Raw genomic sequence first — 19,855 nt, 5'->3', positions numbered from 1 at the left:
GCTAGGTCCGCCGTTCGGATCGAGCCGGTGAGGGCGGCGAGCCGAGGTAGGTGCGGGGGCCGGCCTTTTCGACCTTGAGGTCGAGGAGGGCCGTGATCATCGCCAGGGCTTCGGCGGGCCGGTCCAGCTTGAACCGGCCGGTGACCCGGAGCTCGCCGACCCGGGCGTCGCGCAAGGTCAGGGCCTGGGGGCTGTAGCGGTTGAGCCGGGCCACCACGTATTTCAGCGGCATGCTCTCGGCTTCGAGCCAGTCGTCGCGCCAGGCGTCGTAGCTGTCGGCCCCAAGGCGGCCACGGCTGGACGTGTGGTCGGCCGCCAGCAGCAGCCATTCGCCCTGGCGCAGCACGCGGGGCGGGGCCGAGCCTTGCGACACCCGGACGACGCCTTCGAACACCCGGACCTCGACGGCGTCGTCGACCTTGTCGACCTCGAACACCGTGCCGACCGCCGTCACCTTGGCGTCGCCGGCCATCACGTTGAACGGACGGCGGGGATTCTTGGCGACCTCGAACACCGCGTCGCCCCGGCGCAGATAGATGTCGCGGGCGGCGCGGCTGTAGGCGACGCTGGCGTGGCTGTCGGCGTTGAGGCGGACGGTCGAGGCGTCGCTGAGCACGTGGTCGGCCCGCTCGCCCACGGCGGTGGCCAGCTCGATCGGCGGCGCGACGCGCTCGGCGGTCAGGCGCGCGGTCAGCAAGCCGCCGCCCACCAGGACCACCAGGCCGGCGGCGATCAGGCCGAGGCGCGACCAGCCGCCCGAAGCGACGCGACGGCGCGGGGCGAGGACGGTCGGCTCGCCCGGCTCGGCGCGCAAGCGGTCCACCGCCTCCAGCAAGGCCGTGTCGCGCAGGGTGTGGCGAAGCGCGGCGAAGGCCGCCGCGTGGTCGGGCGAGGTGTTCAGCCAGGCGGCCAGCGCCTGGCGCTCGGCGTCGGACAGCTCGTCCAGCCGGTCGATCCAGTCGGCGGCCTCTTCCATCACGCTCGGGTCGTTGTCGTTAGCGCTCACGAGACGCCCCCTTCCAGTCGGCGGCGTCGCCGTTTGCTGCGTCCATCACCCCGGCCAGTTCGGCCATGGCGCGGACCAAATGCTTCTTCACGGTTTCCAGGTTCAGATCGAGATCGTCGGCGATCTTCTGTCGCGACTGTCCGTCCACGTGCCGGCGGACGAACACCTCGCGGCGGATCGGCGACAGACGGCGCAGGGCGGCCTCGAACACCGCCACCCGCTGCTTGTGCTCCAGCACCTCGTCGGCCAGGGGCAGGTCGCAGCCGTAGTCGGCCTCGCCCAGGCCTTCCTCGCGGCGGTCGCGCCGGGCCTGGGCGTAGATCAGGGAGTCGGCCACGCGATAGGCGTAGGCCAACGGCTGGACGATGTCCTGCTTGCGGCTCTGCTCGATCACCATCAGCAGGGTCTGCTGGAGGATGTCCTCCGCCCGCGACGGGTCGCCGTGGCGGCGGGCGATGTAGCCAAGGAGCTTGCGTTCATGGGGTCTCAACTCCGCCAGGGGGTCGATCATCGCGTTTCCACCGGGCCGTGCGCCGCCTCGTAGGATCGTAGAGGCGCGGGGAGGGCGATCGGGGACAGGCGCGCGTCAAAATTCATAGGAAACGCCCAAGGTGACCGTGCGGCCGTTGCGGGTGCGGGCCAGCAGGCGGTCGGCGGCGATGTCGGTGAACTGGTCGATCGCCTGGTCGGTGAGGTTCAGGCCCTCGACCACCACCTTGAGGCCGCGCCCGGCGTTGAAGTGGGCGGCGGCGTCGATGTTGTTCATGGCGTGGAAGCCCGTACCGACGTTGCCGTTGCCGCCGGCCCCGTCGAGGTAGGTGTCGCGATAGGCGCTGGAGACCCGCGCGCCCCACCGGGCGCTCTCGTAGTAGAGCGTGGCGTTCCAGGTCCAGGGCGACAGTTGGAACAGGTCCAGCGGGATCGACTTGCCGTCGATGATCACGCTCGAGCGTCCGTGGGCGTAGGTCACGTTGCCCACGAAGCCGAACTTGTCGAAGGGGGCGGGCAGGAAGTCGAAATCGCGCTGCAGGGCCAGTTCGACGCCCCGGATCGAGGCCCCATCGCCGTTCACCGGGCGGACGACGTTGTACATGATCGAACCGGTCTGGCCCGGATTGAGGAACTGCAGCGGATAGCCCGTCGAGCCATAGGGCACGGTCTCGCCCTCGGAGGTGATGAACGAGTCCATGGTCTTGTGGAACACGCTGATCGCCAGGGCGCCGACGCGGCCTTGGTAGAGCTCCAGCGACGCCTCGACCGAATTGGCCATGAACGGCCGCAGGTCGGGATTGCCGGCCGTGATCGTGCCGCCGAACGGCGCGGCGTCGACGCTGGCCGCGGCCCGCAGGTCCGAGAGGTTGGGCCGGCTGATGTCGCGATTGGCGCCTATGCGCAGGACGAGGTTCTCGTCCAGGTCCCAGGCCAGGTTCGCGGCCGGCAACACGCCGTCGTAGCGGTGGGTGATCAGGGCCGGCGCCAGGGTCACGCCGTTGCTGGCCATGCCGGCCGAGGTCAGGCGCGTGTTGTAGTAGCGCAGGCCCGCGTCGGCCCGCAGGCGCCGCCCGGCCACCTCGCCGTCGAACTGGTACTGGACATAGGCGGCGGCGGTCTTCTCGGTCAGCGAATAGTCGGAGCCGGGCTGATCGTCGGCCTCGGACAGATCGCGCTTCTGGCCCAGCAGGACGTAGACCGCGTCGACGTCGCCGACCACGTACTGGATCAGCGAGCGCTGGTCCGAGACGAACTTCATGGAGGCCGGCAGGATGGGCGTTCCGTCGTAGTCGACCCGGTTGCGGCGCTGATAGCCGTCATTGCGGAACAGCTTGTACTGGACGCCGGCCTTCAAGGTGGATCGCGGTCCCGCCGTATAGAGCAGGTCCAGCTTGCCGGTCGTGAAGGCGTTGATGATCTCGTCCTCGCGGGTGTCGGCCCGCATCAGGCTCCAGGCGTTCGGATCGGTCGGGTCGAAGCCGTAGGTGTTGACCCCGTTTCGGCCCGGGCCGCGCAGGTCGAAGGAAAAGGCCTTGTTGCTGGCCTGCAGGAAGACCTTGTCGAACACCGGCCCTTCGAAGTCCGAGCGCGAATGGCCGATCATGCCGCTGACCTCCAGGGCGTCGGTCAGCCGCGTGCGGCCGTTGACGGCGGCCTGGGTGAAGACCGTGGTGTCGATCGAGTGCTTGTGCTCGCTGCGCAGGTCGACGCCGTCGAAGGCGGCCTGGACCATGTCGCCGCCGCGAATGACCACGCTGTTCAGCCGCTGGGTCCCGACCACGTCGCCGGTCAGGCCGTTCTTGCCGGCCGAGGCCAGGGAGAACTCGTCGCGGTCGTTGCTCAGCCGGCCGTAGAGCAGGTCGACGTCCAGGCTGGTGTCGGCGCTGGGGCGGTACTGCAGGGCCAGCGTGATCCCCAGGCGCTCGCGATGATCGAACCAGGTGGAATAGGTCTGGGCCTGAGGCGCCTGCACGCGATCGGCGCCCTTGGCGTTGGCCAACCGGTCGCGGTCGGCCGCCGAGACGCCGGGGCCGATATTGGCGGCCGCGACGTTGACCGGCGTCCAGCCCCAATTGCGATAGCCGTACTCGTTGACGTCGCTCTCGCTGTAGGCGGCCGAGACCAGCAGGCCGACATCGCCCCAGCGGTCGGAAATCAGGCCCGCCAGGCGCGGCGTCACCCCGTCGGTGACGCTGTTGGCCAGGGCCTTGGCCGACAGGGCGGCCTTGAAGCCCGTGTAGTCGAACGGCTTGGCGGTGTGCAGCTCCACCGTGCCGGCCACGCCGCCTTCGTCCTCGTCGACCGCATAGGCCTTGCGCACGGTCACCCGGTTGAACAGCTCCGAGGCGAAGATGCTGTAGTCGAAGGCCCGCGTGCGGCTGACCGAGCCGCGATTGTCGAACCCCGAGGCCGTCGAGGCCGAGACCTCCATGCCGTTCAGCTGGGTGCGCGTGAAGTCGGGTCCCAGGCCCCGCAGGGCGATCTGGCGGCCCTCGCCGGCGTCGCGCGAGATGGTCACGCCCGGGATGCGCTGCAGGGACTCCGCCAGGTTCAGGTCGGGAAAGGCGGCGATGTCCTCGGCGACGATGACGTCCTGCGCGCCCAGGGCCTGGCGCTTGAGGTCGCGGGCCTGGACCAGGCTGCCGCGAAAGCCGGTGACGACGACCTGCTCGACCTCGACCGGACCGGCGTCGACGGGCGCCTCGGGGGCCGGCGCGGGGTGGACCTCCCACGGGCCGGCCTCGCCCAGCACGTAGCCGCCGGCCACCGACTTCATCCGCAGGCCTTCGCCGCTGATCAGCAGGGCCAGGGCGTTCTCCGGCGGCAGCAGGCCCAGGACCCGGCGACCGCGCTTGCCGCGGATGTCGACGAAGGTCATCACCGGCGCGTCGGCCTGCTGGGAGAAGGTTCGCAGGGCGTTGGCCAGGTCGCCCTGGCGGATGTCGAACCGTCGGGGCGCGGGGCGGGTCTCGGCGTGCGCGGCGGCGGTGAGAAGCGGGACGGCGATCAGCGCCAAGAGCGACGGCCGGGTGAGCAAAACCGCCTTTCGCCACCCCATGTTTCGTAGTCGATCATCACGTTACGCCCGGTGCGTCTCCTAGCCGGATCGCATGTCAGTTATTTGAAGCTTCGCCTCTAGCGACGCAGCTTCAGCCGCAGGTTGGGTTGTCGGCCAAATCCGGTCAGCTGGAGGTGATCGGCGTGGAAATCGAGCACCGCATAGGCGGTCTCCTCGGTGTCCAGCATGCCCTTCAGGTTCACGCAGTGCAGCCCGGCGGTCTCGCCGTAGTTGCCGTCGTGGTTGTGGCCGTTGATCCAGACCTTGGCGGCGCGATGGCGAACGACCAGGTCGGTCACCTCGGCGGCGTTCCACAGGTTGTGAGGGTTCTCCGGGAAGATCGGGAAGTGGCAGTAGAGCGCGGCCTTCAGGCTTCGGCGCTCGGCGTCGGCCAGGGTCTGGTCGATCCATTTCAGCTGGGTCTCGCCGATCCCGCCGTCCCAGTCGGGCGCGCCGGGAAAGCGTTCGCGGTGCAGACGCTGGCTCAGCGCCAGTTCGGGGCTGCCGGCCGGCCAGCCGTATTCGCTGAGGTCGTTGCCGTCGAGGGCCAGGAACACCCAGCCCCGGGTCTCGAAACTGTAGTAGCGGGCCGGCATGCCCAGGCGGGCGGCGACCAGGGCCTTCTTGTCGTCGTCGACCGAGAAGTCGTGATTGCCCAGCACGAACCGCCAGGGATGGCGCAGGGCGTCGAGCGTCGGCTGCTGGGCGTCGAAACTGGCCCAGCCCTTGTCGATGAAGTCGCCCAGGTGGACCACGTGGTCCAGGTCCAGGCTGTTGAAGTGGTCGACGGCGGCCCGCAGCTTGCCCGGCGAGCGGCGGTACATCCGCGCGCCGTTGTCGTCCTGATCCGTATACTGACAGTCGGCGATGGCGCCGACCCGCAGAAGCCTGGAAGCGGCGAGGGCGGGGGACGTCGACAGAGCCAAGGCCGAGGCCAGGAAGGCGCGCCGGTCGAGAAGGGATCGGGCCAAGGCGGCCTCCGATGTCTGGATGCGAAAATCCCGTCCGGCGCGCAGGGGGCGACGCGCCGGACGGGTCCTCCGTCGACGGACCTAGAACTCGTAGGTCGCGCCGATCAGGATGGTCCGACCGCTGCTGGTGTTCACGGTCGTGCGCTGGGCCGTCACGTCGGTGTACTGGATCGAGTGCTGGTTGGAGAGGTTGATGCCCTCCAGCGTCAGCTTCAGCCTCGGCATGACGTTGTAGTGGGCGGCGAAGTCGATGTTGTTGGTCGCCTTGACGCCGTCGCCGATGTTGCCGTTGCCGCCAGCGCCGGTCAGGTACTTGTCGCGGTAGGCGCTGGAGAGGCGCATGCCCCAGGTGTCGGTCTCGTAGTAGATCGTGGCGTTGGCGCTGTACTTCGACAGGTTGATCAAGGGCAGGGTGACCCAGGTCCCGCTGATCAGGACCGGCGAGGAGCCGTCGGCATAGGTGCCGTTGGCCACGACGCCCAGGTGGTCGAACGGGGCCGGCAGGAAGTCGAAGTCACGCTGGAACGCCATCTCCAGGCCCTGGATGTCGGCGCCCGGCCCGTTCACCGGACGGCCCACGTTGTAGAGGATCGAACCGTCCTGGCCGGGCAGCAGGAACGACAGCGGGAAGCCCGTCTGCGAATAGGGCATGATGGTCGTCTGGGTGGTGATGAACGACTTCAGCTTCTTATAGAAGACGCCGACCGAGAAGAACCCGACGCGGCCGTCGTAGAACTCCAGCGAGCCCTCCATCGAGTCCGAGGTGAACGGCGTCAGGTTCGGGTTGCCGGTGCTGATCGTGCCGCCGAAGGGAGCGGTGGTCAGCGAGCCGGCGGCGGCGAGGTCGCCCAGGGCCGGGCGGCTGATGTCGCGGTTGGCGCTGAAGCGGGCCACCATGCCGTCGTTGATGTCCACGGCGACGTTCAGGGCCGGCAGCACGCCGTCGTACTTGTGCTTGATCGACACCGGCTGGAGGCTGGTTCCGGTGTTCAGCATGCCTTCCGAGGTCAGGTCGGTGGAGTAGTAGCGCAGGCCGGCGTTGGCCCGCACGCCCTTGCCCAGGATCGTGGTGTTCAGGTCGTACTGCAGGTAGGCGGCCTGGGTTTCCTCGGTCACCGTGAAGTTGGTGCCGGGGGTGGCGTACTTGGCGCCGGCGGCCTGCAGGTCGCGAACCTGGCCGATCAGGGCGTAGACTTGGTCGACATCGCCGACGACGTAGCCGCCCAGCGTCTTGAACGGCACCGTCAGCTTGAGGTTGTCGGGGATGTCGATGTTGGCCGGGACGTTCCGGAACTGCTTGTCGCCCCACTGAGCGCCGCTGTTGACGAACTTCTTGTACTCGACCCCGCCCTTGAAGGTGGAGGTCTCGTTGGCGGCGAAGACGGCGTCGAACTGGGCGTTGGTGTATTCCGAGGAGATGCGGTTCTCCTGGGTGTCCATCCGCATCAGGTCCCACTTGCTGGGGTCGGTGAGGCCGGCGTCATAGGTGTTGACCGGCATTTCGGGACGGTCGTCGAAGCTGAAGGCGTGGTTCTTGGATTCCAGGAACACCTTGTCGAAGACCGGCAGGCTGTAGGTCGACTTCGAATAGCCGACCAGGCCCTTGAGCAGCAGCTTGTCGGTCGCCTGATACGAGCCGTTCAGGGCGGTTTGGTAGAACTTGGTCTTGTCTTCCTCGCGGTTGAACTCGCTGCGCAGGTCGACGCCGGTGTAGCTGGAGGCCACCAGGCTGTCGCCCTGGATCACGGCGGTCTGCATCACCTGGGTGCCGGTGATGTTGCCGGTCAGGCTGTTGATGCCCGAGGTGGCCAGGGAGAAGTTCTGGCGGCTGTTCTCCAGCTGGCTGTACAGGGCGTCGAAGCCGAGTTTCAACTTGTCGCCGGGCTCGTACTGCAGCGACAGGGTGGCGCCCAGGCGTTTGCGGCGGTCGTACCAGGTGGAATAGGTGTCGGCCTGCGGGGCGAAGATGGTCGGGGTGGCGGCCGTCAGCTTGGCCGCGTCGGCGGCGCTGACGCCCGCGCCGATGTTGGCGGGGTTGGCGCGGATCTTGCCCCAGTTGAAGCTGCGATAGCCGAACTCGTTGGAGTCGTTGACGCCGTAGGCCACCGAGGCCAGGGCCCCGAAGTCGCCCCAGCGGTTGGAGATCAGGCCGACCACGCGCGGCGTGACATGGTCGTCGGCGTTGCTGTTCTGTTGGGCCTTGGCCGACAGCACGGCCTTGAAGCCCTGGTAATCGAACGGCTTGGCCGTATCCAGCAGGACGGTGCCGCCGATGCCGCCTTCGTCCTGTTCGGCCGCCAGCGACTTCTGCACGGTGACGCGGTTGAACAGTTCCGAGGCGAACAGGCTGTAGTCGAAGCTGCGGGTCCGGCTGACGCCGCCGCGGTTGTCCATGCCCGAGGCGGTGTTGCCCAGCACTTCCATGCCGTTCAGCTGGGTGCGGGTGAAGTCGGGGCCGAGGCCGCGCAGGGTGATCTGGCGACCTTCGCCGGAGTCGCGCGAGATGGTCACGCCGGGCACGCGCTGCAGCGATTCTGCCAGGTTGAGGTCGGGGAAGGCGGCGATGTCCTCGGAGACGATGACGTCGGTGGCGCCGACCGCGTCGCGCTTCAGGTCGCGGGCGTGGGCCAGGCTGCCGCGGAAGCCGGTGACGACGATCGTCTCGACTTCGTCGACGCCGGGCTGGGCCGGCGCGGCGTCAGCGGCCAGGGCCTGGCCGGCGGCGACGGCCAGCAGGCCCGTCGCCAGCATGGTGGTGGTCATCCATTTGGATTTCGCGAGAGTGCGCATGGTCTATCCCCGATCGATCGCCTTCGGGGACCATCCCGAGGCGCCGTCGGGAGGGGAGAGTTTCGGGCCGCGCGTTCGGGGACCGGGTTTTATGTGAAGTGTTTTTGACAGCCGCGTGCGGCTGACGCGCCCGGTGATCCGTTGCTACTGAGGCGTGCAACGCGCAGGACGATCTCATGCCGGAAACCGTGACCATCCTGGACAAGGCCGTGTCCGTCGAATTCCTGGTCGGAGAGGCGCCGCCCTTCGTCATGGATCGGAATGGACTTCTCGGCGGCCTGACGGAGGTCGCGCGTCTCATCAACGCCACGGCCTGGACGAACGAGCAGCGGGCCACGTTCAACGCCTTGGAAAAGATCGTCTTCTTCGAGGGGGTGATCAAGGTCAACGGCTACAGCATGGATCGCCCCTGCTGTGACGAGGACGACCGGATCTTCTATTGGGAAGCCAATGAGTTCCTGGCGAACACCGACCGCGCGGTTCGCGCGCACACGCTGTTCCACGACTGTTTCCACATCATTCAGTACTGGCGGAACAGGACGTTCGCCAACGGCGAGGACGAGCGGGTCGCCCGCGAGGTCGAAGCGATCGACCGGCAGATCGAGGTCGCCACGCGGCTGGGGACGCATCCGACCTACATCACCTTCCTGACGAACTTCAAGAACGACCAGGAGCGCCTCAAACGGCGGCTCGCGGAGGGTGTTCGGATGCACCACGACAAGGACGAGATCCGGCCGCCTACCTTGCAAGCGTGAGGCTCGTCGCGGCTACATCCGCACCCTGAAGCCCAGGCCGAAGGCGCGGCCGGCGCGGCCGATCTGCAGGGGGCGTCCCGGTCGTCCCTCGAAGGCCGCTTCGGTGGTGTCGGTCAGGTTGCTGGCCTCGACAAAGACCGCCATCGACCGGCCCAGGTCGTACGAGCCCGCGACATCCAGATAACCCGCGTCGGCGACCACGAAGCTGGACACCCCGCCGCCCTGCATGTCGGCCTCCGAGCCGAACGACGAGCGCCAGGTCCAGGAGAGGTGGGCGTGCAGCCGGCCGCGCTCGACGAACGGACTGACCGAGTAGGAGAGGTGGGAGACGCCGTTCAGGCGCGTACGCTCGCCGGTGGCGCGGTTGCGGGTCTCGGCGTCGATCAGGGTGGCGCTGGTCCACACGCCCAGCCCGCCCGGGAAGCGTCGGCTGAAGGCGATCTCCACGCCCGACACCTCGGCGCGGCCGGTGTTGCGCGGCCGGGCCATCATCACCGTGGCCGACACCGGCGGGCCGGCGCGGGTGGCGAAGGCCAGGCGCTCGGGGCTGGAGGTCTGGGTGATGTAGTCGTCGATGGTCTTGTGGAACACCGCCAGGCTGAAGCCGCCGAAATCGGCGAACTCGCGCTCCAGCGAGGCGTCGAGATTGGTCGAGATGTAGGGCTTCAGATCGGGATTGCCGCCGACGCCGCTGAACAGGGTGTCGGGCGAGGGATGGTCGACCTCGGCCTGGCCGCGCTCGTAGAGGGTGGAGACCAGGCTGCTGGCCGGGATCGTGGCCGAGCGGAGATCGGCCAGCGATGGGCGGGTGATGCTGCGCGAGGCGGCCAGGCGCAGGCGCCAGGATGGGTCAAGCTCGATGGCGAGGTTTGCGCTGGGCAGGGCGACCAGATAGGCCCCGCCGTGCTCGACCGGATGCACCTCCAGCACGCCCGCCGGGGAGACGCCCAGCAGCGAGCCCTCGACCCGCGTTCGGGTGCGGCTGACCCGCAGGCCCAGATTGCCCGAGGCCGCCCGCCCGGCGACGGCGGTGGCGAAGTCCAGGCGGCCATAGACGGCCGAGATCTGTTCGCCGACCTCGTAGGAGTTCTGCAGGTCCGCGCCGGTCGGACGCAGGTCCTCGGCCTGGACGATCACCGTGTCGGCCTCGCCGGGCAGGACGAAGGCGGCGCGGAAGGCGGGGAAGTCCACGGCCGTCCAGGGGCCTGTGCGCGCGGCGATCAACCCGCCGAAAACGTCGCCCGGCGTGCGGACGTCGAAGAAGTCGGGCGTGACCACCGCGCCGGGCCGCAGGACTGCCTCACGGTCGCGCCGCTGATAGTCGCGGCCCCGGTCGCTGAACTGGGCGCCGAGGTCGAGGCGCTCGAAGCGCAAGGGTCCGAGATCGACGTCGACCGGCCGCTGGCCGGCCAGCAGGGCGGTCCGGTCGTGATCCTCGACATTGGTCGCCCGCACGCCATAGCGCGAATAGGTCAGGGCGCGTGGATCGGTCAGGTCGAAGCTGGTGTCCAGGACGGGCACGTGGCGATCCTCCACCAGGTCCGGGCCCAGGTCGAAACGATAGGCGACGCCCTCGGGTGACTCCGCCGCGATCCGCTGCAGCGGCGTGTCCAGGCCTGAGCGGGCGCGCGACCAGCTGATCCGGGGCGACAGGCTCCAGGCGCCCATCCGGGTCTGGGCCGACAGGTTCAGCGAGAGGCTGTCATGGGCCTGGTCCGAGATCTCGGTGTTGTTGCTGAGCTGGCCGGCCGTCAGCCGCGCGGCGGTCATCACCCCGTCGGTGACCACCAGGCTGGACGGATCCAGGGCGGCGGTCGCGGCCCGGTCGCCCACCTCGTAGACGATCCGGTCCTCGCGGATGGTGTTGTCGAAGCGCGAGGCCAGGGCGTTCAGCTCGACCGTGGTGTCCGCCGCCGGCCGCCACTCCAGGCCCGCGAAGGCCGTGGCGCGGCGGCGTTTCTCGCGCTCGACCGTGGTGCGCAGGTCGTTGGGCGTCAGCATCGCGCGGCCGCCGATCTGGATGTCGCGCCAGCGCTGGATCTGGAAGCGGTCGTAGCGCACCTCGCGGGTCTCGGTGGAGACGCCGCCGACCACGCCTAATGCTCCGTCGTTCCGCCGCCAGCGGCCCGACAGCGCCAGGTCCGGCGAGACCACGCCCGAGCGTTCCTCGATATGGCCGTCAAGCCGCGCCGACAGATACGCCGGGCCGTCCAGGCCGCGCACCGTGCGGATGTCGATATTGGAGCCGATGCCGCCGTCGATCAGGTCGGCGGTCGGCGACTTGGCCAGCACCGCCCCCGCCAGCAGGTCGGCCGACAGGGCCCGGAAGCGGAACTGCCGGCCGCTCTGGGTGGAGTTGCGGATGTTCTCGTTGAAGGCCACCGGCGCGCCGTTCAGGGTCACCGACTGGAAGAGGGGCCCCAGGCCCCGGACGCTGACGAACTGGCCTTCGCCGACCTCGCGCTCGATGGCCACGCCGGGCACGCGCTGCAGGGCCTCGGCCAGGTTGGCGGCCGGCAGTTCGCCCATCCGGCCGGCCCAGACGGAATCGATGATCGCGTTGGCCCGCCGCTTGGCGATCAGCGAGGCCTCGATGCCGTCGGAGAAGCTGGCCGTCACGGTCACGGCCTCGACCTGGGTGGGGTCCGGATCGGCGGGCGCGGGACGCGGCGCGGAAGGTGCGGGAAGGGCCTCGGCCCAGACCCGGACCGAGCGCTGGTCGATGATCTCGTGGCGCAGCCCGGTCCCGGCCAGCATCCGTTGCACGGCCGTCTGCCAGGGCATGACGCCGTCGACCGGGTTGGTGCGATAGGCGCGGCCCGGCTCGACCACGAAGGCGAAGGCGCAGCCGCCTTTCAGACACAGCGCCATCAGGCCGGTGCGGGCGTCCTGGGCGGGGATGTGGAAGGCGGGGGCGGCGCCGGCGGGCGACGCGGCGACGACCAGCGGAACGCCGGCGGCTGCGATGACGGCGAGCGCGCGACGAGACGGCATGTGACGACGAACGGAGCCCCCTGCGCACCTGGGGGCTTGGTATCGCGGCTTGATGACAGACTTGCGATGCCGGGCCGCGATGGAGCCGTCAGCGCGCCTCGATCGTCACCTCGCCGGGACCGGTGCGGGTCACGCCGATCGGCAGCAGGCGGTCGGCGCGGGCGATCACGGAGTCGGCGCCGTCCAGCGGGAAGATGGCGGTGACGCGGCGACGGCCCAGGGCCGGATCGGCGATCCGGATCCGGGTCTGGGTGTAGCGCGACAGCTCGGCGACGACGTCGGCCAGGGCGGCGTCCTGGAAGATCAGTCGATGCTCGCGCCAGGCGGCGGCCTGGGCCGGATCGACGCGGGCCTCGCGCACCAGCGGCGCGCCGGCCCGGTACGAGACCTGGTCGCCCGGCTTCAGGCGCGCGGCGTCGCGCAGGGCGTCGGCCTGGTCGGGGCGAGCGCGGCTGACGGCCACGCTGCCTTCCAGCACCGCCACCCGCGCCTGGTCGCCGCGCAGGCCGGTGGTGAAGTGGGTGCCGGTGACGATCACCTGACGATCGGCCAGGGCCACCTGGAACGGATGGGCCTTGTCGTGGGCGACGGCGAAATAGGCGGTTCCCTTGTCCAGCGCGATCCGGCGCACCGGGCCGTCCAGGTGCGCGCGCAGGGTGGTGGCGGTGTCCAGGGTCACGTGCGAGCCGTCGGCCAGCACGATCTCGCGGATTTCGCCGACGGCGGTCTGGTAGGTCGTCGCACCGGCCATCGGATCCCCGGCCGGCCAGACGGCGATCACCAGGGCGGCGGCGGCCAAGCCGCCGACGGTCGGGACCAGCCAGGCGGCGCGCGGACGGCGGCGGGCCTTGGCGGCGCGCGGGATCATGTTCAGGTCGCCGACGAACTCGGCGCGCAGGGCCTGGCTTTCGCGGGCCGCGGCCTTCAGGGTGCTGTAGTCCTCCAGGCGGCGCGGATCGGCGTCCAGCCAGGTCTCGAACGCGTCCAGATCGCGGGGCGAGACGTCGGGCCGGCCCAGGCGCACGACCCAGTCCTCCGCCGTTCGCGGCTGACGTTCGAAGAGGCGGACAAGACGGTCGAGCATGTCGAAGGGGCGGCCTTCCGGGAAGGGACTTGTTTTCTCAACGATCGGGGCACGCATTACCTCAGGTCCTCCCGCGCGGCTTTCAGCCGTCGGAGCGCCTCGGCGAGATGTTTTTCGACCATGCTGACCGAAACACCCAGGCGTTCGGCGATCTGTCGATAGCTCAGGTCCTCGAAACGGTGCAGCAGGAAAGCGTCGCGGCAGCGGGGCGGCAGGGCCCGGATCGCCTCGGCGACGCCGGCCAGGTCCTGGCGGGCGATCGAATGGCGGTCGGCGGCGGGGGCGTCGCTGGGCGCGGTCTCCCAGGCGGCCGTCACGGCGTCGGCGTCCAGCCAGGCGATCCGTGCGCGTTCGCGGTTGGTCGCCTTCCACTGGTCCTTGAGCAGGTTCTTGGAAATGACGAACAGCAGGGGGCGGGCGTCGATGTCGCCGGCCCGGTGGCCCGCCCTATGGAAGCGGGCGAAGGCCTCCTGGACCAGGTCCTCGGCGTCGTCCAGAGGCTGGCCGCGCCGCTGCAGGTACCCCACCAGTTCGGCCCGCAGCTTGGTGACGTCGGTGGAATGCGGGGTCATCAGCACGGCCCGCCCAGGCGCGCGGAAACGCCCCCTCCGGTGAAGGAGGGGGCGCGGGCCGTGATTATGTCGATCGAACGGATCAGAAGCTCGCTCGCAGTCCGAAGTTGTAGCTGGGGCCGTATTCGTGGATCTGGAACAGCTGGTTCTCGTTGCCCTGGTACACGCCCTGGCGCTGGTCGGTGATGTTGGTGCCTTCCATGAAGACCTGGAATTGCTTGTTGAGCTTCCAGGAGGCGCCGACGTCCCAGGTGCCGAAGCCGTCGGCCATGATGGCGGCGTTCGGATCGGTCACCGCGTTCGACCCGGGGCTGATGTTGCCGTTGGCCGCGAATTCCGAGCGGAAGGTGTAGCTGAAGTGGATTTCGAACGGGCCCTTCTCGAAGAAGGGGCTGATCGAGTAGCTGGTGTCGGAGACACCCTGCAGCTTGGCCTTGGTCGTGCCGGCGGCGGTCTGGATCTCGCCCTCGCTGTCGGTGAACGTGGCCGAGGCGGCCAGGCCCAGACCGAAGTCCAGCTTGTAGGACGCGCCGAACTCGACGCCCGAGATCTTGGCGTCGCCGATGTTCTGCGGCCGGGTGATCAGCAGGTCCGAGGTCAGGGTCTGGCCGGTGCGGGTGGAGAACACCACCGTCTCGGGACGGGCGATGGCGCCGATGAAGTCGCTGATGTCCTTGTGGAACGCCGCGACCGAGATCCCGCCGAACTTGCTGAAGTACCATTCCAGCGAGGCGTCGAAATTGGTCGAGGTGTAGGGCATCAGCTCCGGATTGCCGCCGACGCCGACCTTGGCGCTGGCCGAGGCCTGGTCGAGGGCCAGCTGACCGCGCTCGTAGACGTCCGAGATCAGCGAGCTGTTGGGCACGGTGGCCGTGCGCAGGTCGGCCAGCGACGGACGCGTCAGGCTGCGCGAGGCGGCCAGGCGCAGCAGCAGGCCGTCGTTCAGCTCGACCTTGACGTTCAGGCTGGGCAGGAACTTGTCGTACGAGCCCTCGAAGGTCTTGGGCGTGATCACCGTGGTCACCGCGCCGCCGGCGCCGGTCGTTGCGGTCAGCAGGGTGCCCTTGACGGTGGTGTCGGTCGACACCCAGCGGACGCCGAAATTGCCCGAGATCGACTTGCCGCCCAGCAGGCTTTCGAAGTCGGCGCGGCCGTACAGGGCCCGCACTTCCTCGCCGACATAGTAGGACTGCTGCATGTCGGCGCCGGTGGCGACCAGGTCGTCGGACTGCGGGGCCGTGCCGTTGTATTCGCCGTTGGGCACGACATAGGCGTCCATGAAGCGGGCGCGGTTGAAGCTCAGCCACGGGCCGATGCCGTTTTCGATCGTCTTGTCGAAGACGTTCGAGTTCAGGCGGTAGTCCATGAAGTTCGCGTCGATGACCACGCCCGGACGGATCGTCATCACGCGGTCGCGGCGCTGGTAGTCGCGGCTGCGGTCGGTGTACTGGCCGCCGACCCGCAGTTCGCCGAGGCGGAAGGCGTCGTTGCCGAAGTCCAGCGTGCGCGCCAGGTCGAACAGGCCCGTGGTGTCCTTGTCCTTCGAATTGGTCGGCCGGATGCGGTAGCTGGAGAAGGCGGTCGAGGTCGGGCTCAGCAGGTTCAGGTTGGTGTTGACCTTTTCCACCGACAGATCGCCGACCGGATCGTCGCCGTAGGCGAAGCTGTAGGTCAGGCCCGGGGCGTTGTCGGCCGTGCGGCTCTCCAGGCGCTGCAGCGGGGTGTCCAGGCCGCTGATGGCTTCGGAGTGGCTGATCGACGGCTTGAACGTCCAGCCGCCCACCGCGTAGTCGGCCGCCAGCTTGACGAAGATGTTCTCGTGGTTCTGCTCGGAGAACTCGGCGTTGCGGCTGATGCGGCCGCCGTTGATCGTGCCGCCGTACAGGACGCCGTTCTTGATCACGGCGCTGCCGGGGACCAGGCGGGCGGCGAAGTCGGCGCGGCCGCCCCACTCGAAGCCGATCCGGTTCTCGTCGATCTTGTTCTTGAAGTTCGAGTACAGCGTGTCGAGCGTGACCGACAGGTTGTCGTTCGGCTTCCACTGCAGGCCGCCCATGGCGCTGAGGCGGCGACGCTCCTCGTGCTCGAGCGTCAGGGTGAGGTCGTTGGCCACGTTGACGGTCTGGCCGTCGATCACGCGCTTGGTGTAGCCGAAGCTCTGGACGCGATCGAACTGCACGTCGCGGGTCTGGTACGAAATGCCGCCGACCACGCCGAAGGTGCCTTCGGCGTTGCGCCAGGCGCCCGACAGCGAGGCGTTCGGGGTGGGCTCCTCGGTGCGGTTCTCATAGTGGCTGAAGACGCGGGCCGAGACGAACGGGTCGGTGTTCAGGGCGCTGGCCAGGCGGATGTCGATGTTCGAGCCGATGCCGCCGTCGATCATGTCCGGGGTCGGGGTCTTGGCCACGACGATCGCCGAGATCAGGTCGGCGGGGATGACGCGGAACTGGAACTGGCGGCCGCTCTGGTCGGAGTTGCGGATGTTTTCGTTATAGGCGATCGGCGAGCCGTTCAGGGTCACCGCCTGGAAGTTGGGGCCCAGGCCGCGGACGCTGACGAACTGGCCTTCGCCGGCTTCGCGCGAGATCGACACGCCGGGCACGCGCTGAAGCGCTTCGGCGACGTTGACGGCCGGGAAGTTGCCGATGTCCGAGGCCGAGACCGCGTCGCTGACGCCGTCGGCGTTGCGCTTCAGCAGCAGGGCGTCCTTCAGGCTGTTGGTGAACGAGCCCGTGACGACGATCTCTTCGACCTGGGTGGCGTCAGCGGGCGTGGTTTGGGCCTGGGCGACGCCGGCCGCCAGGGCGGCCACGGCGACGGTGGACAGCAGCAGGGCGGTCCGCCGGCTCTGGGCGTTCATTCGATGCATCTTCGTTGATCTCCGCGGATCGTCAGGGTTCCGACGGTCGTCGCGCGTCGGGCCTGAACCCGGCGCGCGCGCCCCTCCGAACCGATCAACGACGGCCCCGCTCGCCCCCTCAGCGGCGCCGTGCGGATTTCACGAAACCTTCACGGCCGGACCGCCGCCGGGGCCTTGGCGGGGACTGGGGCGAGGGCTGCGTCGACCTCGGCGCGGGCGGCCTCCATGTCCTGCTGGAAGAAGGGCGAGACGTGCTCGGCGGCATAGATCACCGCGCCCGACTGGATGCCGGCCTCGGCGGCGCTGACGCTGTGCGAGCCGCAGATCCAGCGGCTCTCGGCGTATTCCCGGCCGCGGGCGTAGAGGGCGTCGGCGCGGCTGGGCGCCAGTTCGGCCAGGATCATCGCCACGTGCATGCCGTGGGCGGAGTGGCCGGACGGATAGTCCGGATTGCCGGCCAGGTGATCGGACTTGGCCTCGCAGATCGGCGCGTCCTTCTTGTCGAGATAGGGGCGGCGGGTCGACCAGTGCGTCTTGGCCACGCCGACCACGGAGCGATCCTCGCCGGCCCGGTCGAGCAGGGCGGCCAGGATCGGGGCCTGGGCCGGGGTGAGGCGCACGCCCAGGGCGTCGGCGAAGTGGTCGAACACCGAGCCGTCGACATCCGAGGTGGCCAGCTTCCAGCGCGGACTGTCCTTCAGCGACCGGCTCTGGTCGAAGATGGCGGCGTCGGCCACGGCGCGGGGCGAGCCGACGGCGGGCGGGGCGGCCAGGATCCTGGTCAGGTCGGGCCGCGCGGCGGGGGCCAGATAGCCCTCGGCCGGCGCGCCGAGCAGGGCCTCCAGCGGACCGCTGGGGCAGCGCTCGGCGGCCCGCACCGGATTGCAGACCGCCACCGCGCCGCCGGTCAGCCGCACCGTGTAGCCGCCGGCGAAGCGCGGATCGGCCGCCATGTAGTCGGTCGAGACGTATTGCGCCCCGCTGGTCAGGGCGGCGGTGCGTTGCGAGACGTCGTTCCGCCGTGCTTGCCAGGTGTCGGCGTCGGCCCGGGTGCGCACGATGAAGCCGGCGCGGACGGCGGCGGCGATGCGCTCGTGCTGGCCTACGGGATCGTTGAGGGTCAGATAGGCGGCGGCCGGCGAGGTCTCGTCGGTGTTGACGAACATGGCCCGGCCTTCCAGCGATTTGCGGGCGCCGCGATACATCGCCACCTTCTCGGGGCTCTCGTCCAACGCGATGAACACCTTGCCGCGCGCCTGGTCCAGGGTCGGCCAGCCACCGGCCAGCACCGCCTCGCGCAGGGTGGGCTTGCCGCCCCGCACCTGGTCGGGGGTGATCAGTTCGGCCTCGGAGAACACCGAGCGGACCTCGGCGTCGAGCGCGTCGAACGCCTTCTCGTCATAGGGCAGGGCCGACGCGCCGCCGGGCAGGCTGGCCGGACCCTCCTTGGCGTTGATCAGGATCAGGATCGGCGCGTGCTCGGGGTGAGCCTTGGACCAGGTCCGCACGACCGTCAGGCACTGGACGAAGGTCAGGCACGACGAGCGGAAGTCGACGTCGGGCATGTGCATGACCTTGTAGCCCGGCTGGGCCATGGCCTTGGCGAAGGCGGGCGAGGGGACGATCCCGCCGCCCAGCGCGGTCATCGGCCTGGCGAAGCGGCCGCCTTGCGGATCGCGCACCACGTCGATCTCCAGCTGCCGCGCGCCCAGGTCCAGCGCCTCGTTCAGAGGGCGATGGCCGTAGTCGAGACCCAGGGGCGCCTGGCCGGCGGCCGCGACCATGGCCGCCATCTCGTCGACGGGCACGGCCAGCTTGTAGCTGTTGTGCGTGCCGACGGCGGCGATGTCGTTCATCTTCAGCGGTTGGGCGGCGCCGGCGGGCGCGAAGGCGAGCAGGACGGAAAGCGGCAGGCCGAGCATGGGATTCCTCCGTGGAATCCCGGAGGGCTAGAGAAGAGTTGTGACAACTTCTTCAGAGCCTCGCCGACGGCGTCGTCAGGTGGCGCGCGCGACGGAAGTCAGGCCGCCGAGGAAGCGCGCTTCGATCCGGTCCATCAGCGCCTCGCGCGAGCGCAGCGGCGCGTCGTCCGCCGCGCAGGCGAACCAGATCGCCGAGAGCAGCCGCGACAGCACGCCCGAATTGAGCACCAGGTCGCTCGGCGCGAGGACGAACAGCCGGTCCAGGGAGTCACGGACCGTGCCGCCATGCGAGTAGCGGATCACGGCGCCGGCCCCCGCCAGGTCCGGTCGCCGGATCGCGGCCAGGAACAGGCGACGCCGGCGCAGGACCGGACTGGCCGGCCTTTCGGCGATGGAATGGAACCGCATCGCTTCGAACAGGCGCTCCACGGTCAGGTTGTCGTCCTCCTGCGGCGTGACGAAGCCGCCTTGGGCGATGGTTTCCTGGGTCAGGACCTGGACCTGGCCGCGAATGGCCCCGGCGACGAGGTCCTCGATGGAGCGGAAATGGTGGGTGACCGATCCGGTGGTCACGCCGGCCCGCGCGGCCACGGCGCGATGGGTCAGGCCGCTGAGTCCCCGATCCTCCACGAMCTCGGCGGCGGCCTCGGCGATCCGCAGGGCGGCGGGCGCCACCGAGCCGTGCGCGCGGGCGCCGGCCGACCGTTCGGCCAGGACCAGCGCGCCGCGTTCCGCGCGTGGCGGCGCGCCGAGCCAGGTCGCGGCGAAATGATCGCAGGTCTCCGCCAGCACCGATCTTTCGAGCGCCGGCGACCAGGTCGAAAGGTGGTAGAGCGCCTCGGACTCGAAGAACACGTGCAGCAGCCGCCCTTCGGTGGGATCCAGGTCGAGGGTCGCCGCCGCGGCCGACCAGAAGTCCCGCCACAGCCGGGTCCAACCGGCGGCGGCCCCCGTTCCCGCGCCGGCGGCCAGGCTCTCCTGGTACAGCAAGGCCAGCGACCGCGCGTCGGTGGTCCATTCGGTCAGCACGTGGACCAGGGCCTGGGCGGCGCCGTCCGGCGTGGCCGGCAAGGCTTGGATCTCATGGGCGCGGGCTTGCAGCCAGGTCGCTGTCTGAGCGGCGCCATGCTCGAACGCCAATGATAACAACTGTTCCATACCGCCGAAGTTGTAATTGACGGCGCTGGGGGCCGCTCCGATAGCGGCGGCGACCGACCTGGCGGACGCGGCGGCGATTCCCTGCTGGGACACCAGTTGGGCGGCGGCCTGGATCATCCGGTCGCGACGGCTGTCCTCATCGGCCGGGAGCGGACGTTTCGCGGTATCGGGCGTCAGGGCCGAGAGGGAAGAG

At 69.5% G+C, this 19,855-nt stretch carries 12 protein-coding genes; 1 reads left to right on the top strand and 11 read right to left on the bottom strand.

Annotated elements, in window-relative coordinates; all coding sequences use genetic code 11:
- Position 1 precedes the first annotated feature (1 nt).
- From AC1DMQ_RS21725 to AC1DMQ_RS21705, 5 genes are all read right to left on the bottom strand, one after another.
- The gene (locus tag AC1DMQ_RS21725) at positions 2–1,006 is read right to left on the bottom strand and encodes a FecR family protein (RefSeq protein WP_477035619.1); all 1,005 of its coding nucleotides are present in this window, start codon (positions 1,004–1,006) and stop codon (positions 2–4) included.
- On the bottom strand, positions 996–1,517 hold the full coding sequence (locus AC1DMQ_RS21720; protein ID WP_477035618.1) for an RNA polymerase sigma factor: 522 nt from the start codon (positions 1,515–1,517) through the stop codon (positions 996–998). The genes AC1DMQ_RS21725 and AC1DMQ_RS21720 overlap by 11 nt, the downstream gene beginning before the upstream one ends.
- 75 nt (positions 1,518–1,592) lie before the next feature.
- On the bottom strand, positions 1,593–4,514 hold the full coding sequence (locus AC1DMQ_RS21715; RefSeq protein WP_477035617.1) for a TonB-dependent receptor: 2,922 nt from the start codon (positions 4,512–4,514) through the stop codon (positions 1,593–1,595).
- Positions 4,515–4,633: 119 nt separating this feature from the next.
- Positions 4,634–5,527, bottom strand: a complete 894-nt coding sequence (locus AC1DMQ_RS21710; RefSeq protein WP_477035616.1) for a metallophosphoesterase — start codon at positions 5,525–5,527, stop codon at positions 4,634–4,636.
- 81 nt (positions 5,528–5,608) lie between these two features.
- Positions 5,609–8,317, bottom strand: coding sequence for a TonB-dependent receptor (locus AC1DMQ_RS21705; RefSeq protein WP_477035615.1), 2,709 nt, complete (start codon positions 8,315–8,317; stop codon positions 5,609–5,611).
- Positions 8,318–8,505: 188 nt separating this feature from the next.
- Here AC1DMQ_RS21705 and AC1DMQ_RS21700 point away from each other — a divergent pair, with 188 nt between their 5' ends.
- The gene (locus AC1DMQ_RS21700; RefSeq protein WP_477035614.1) at positions 8,506–9,072 is read left to right on the top strand and encodes a hypothetical protein; all 567 of its coding nucleotides are present in this window, start codon (positions 8,506–8,508) and stop codon (positions 9,070–9,072) included.
- A 12-nt stretch (positions 9,073–9,084) separates the two neighbouring features.
- Here the strand turns inward: AC1DMQ_RS21700 and AC1DMQ_RS21695 are convergent, their stop codons facing one another.
- The 6 genes from AC1DMQ_RS21695 to AC1DMQ_RS21670 form a co-directional block, all read right to left on the bottom strand.
- The gene (locus AC1DMQ_RS21695; RefSeq protein ID WP_477035613.1) at positions 9,085–12,066 is read right to left on the bottom strand and encodes a TonB-dependent receptor; all 2,982 of its coding nucleotides are present in this window, start codon (positions 12,064–12,066) and stop codon (positions 9,085–9,087) included.
- Between the two features lie 88 nt (positions 12,067–12,154).
- Positions 12,155–13,150: a FecR family protein gene (locus AC1DMQ_RS21690; protein WP_477035612.1), complete on the bottom strand. Its 996-nt coding sequence runs from the start codon at positions 13,148–13,150 to the stop codon at positions 12,155–12,157.
- A gap of 56 nt (positions 13,151–13,206) precedes the next feature.
- The gene (locus AC1DMQ_RS21685; protein ID WP_477035611.1) at positions 13,207–13,722 is read right to left on the bottom strand and encodes an RNA polymerase sigma factor; all 516 of its coding nucleotides are present in this window, start codon (positions 13,720–13,722) and stop codon (positions 13,207–13,209) included.
- An 82-nt stretch (positions 13,723–13,804) separates the two neighbouring features.
- Positions 13,805–16,582 carry a TonB-dependent receptor gene (locus tag AC1DMQ_RS21680; RefSeq protein WP_477035610.1) on the bottom strand — a complete coding sequence of 926 codons (2,778 nt, stop codon included), beginning with the start codon at positions 16,580–16,582 and terminating at the stop codon, positions 13,805–13,807.
- Between the two features lie 149 nt (positions 16,583–16,731).
- Positions 16,732–18,504, bottom strand: coding sequence for a Ca2+-dependent phosphoinositide-specific phospholipase C (locus tag AC1DMQ_RS21675; RefSeq protein WP_477035609.1), 1,773 nt, complete (start codon positions 18,502–18,504; stop codon positions 16,732–16,734).
- Positions 18,505–18,579: 75 nt separating this feature from the next.
- Positions 18,580–19,779 carry a TetR/AcrR family transcriptional regulator gene (locus tag AC1DMQ_RS21670; protein WP_477035608.1) on the bottom strand — a complete coding sequence of 400 codons (1,200 nt, stop codon included), beginning with the start codon at positions 19,777–19,779 and terminating at the stop codon, positions 18,580–18,582.
- Positions 19,780–19,855: the final 76 nt, after the last annotated feature.

This window comes from Caulobacter sp. 05L422, from assembly GCF_056397765.1.
The sequence above is the reverse complement of the archived record's forward strand: the minus strand, read 5'-3'. Positions and strand labels throughout refer to the sequence as shown.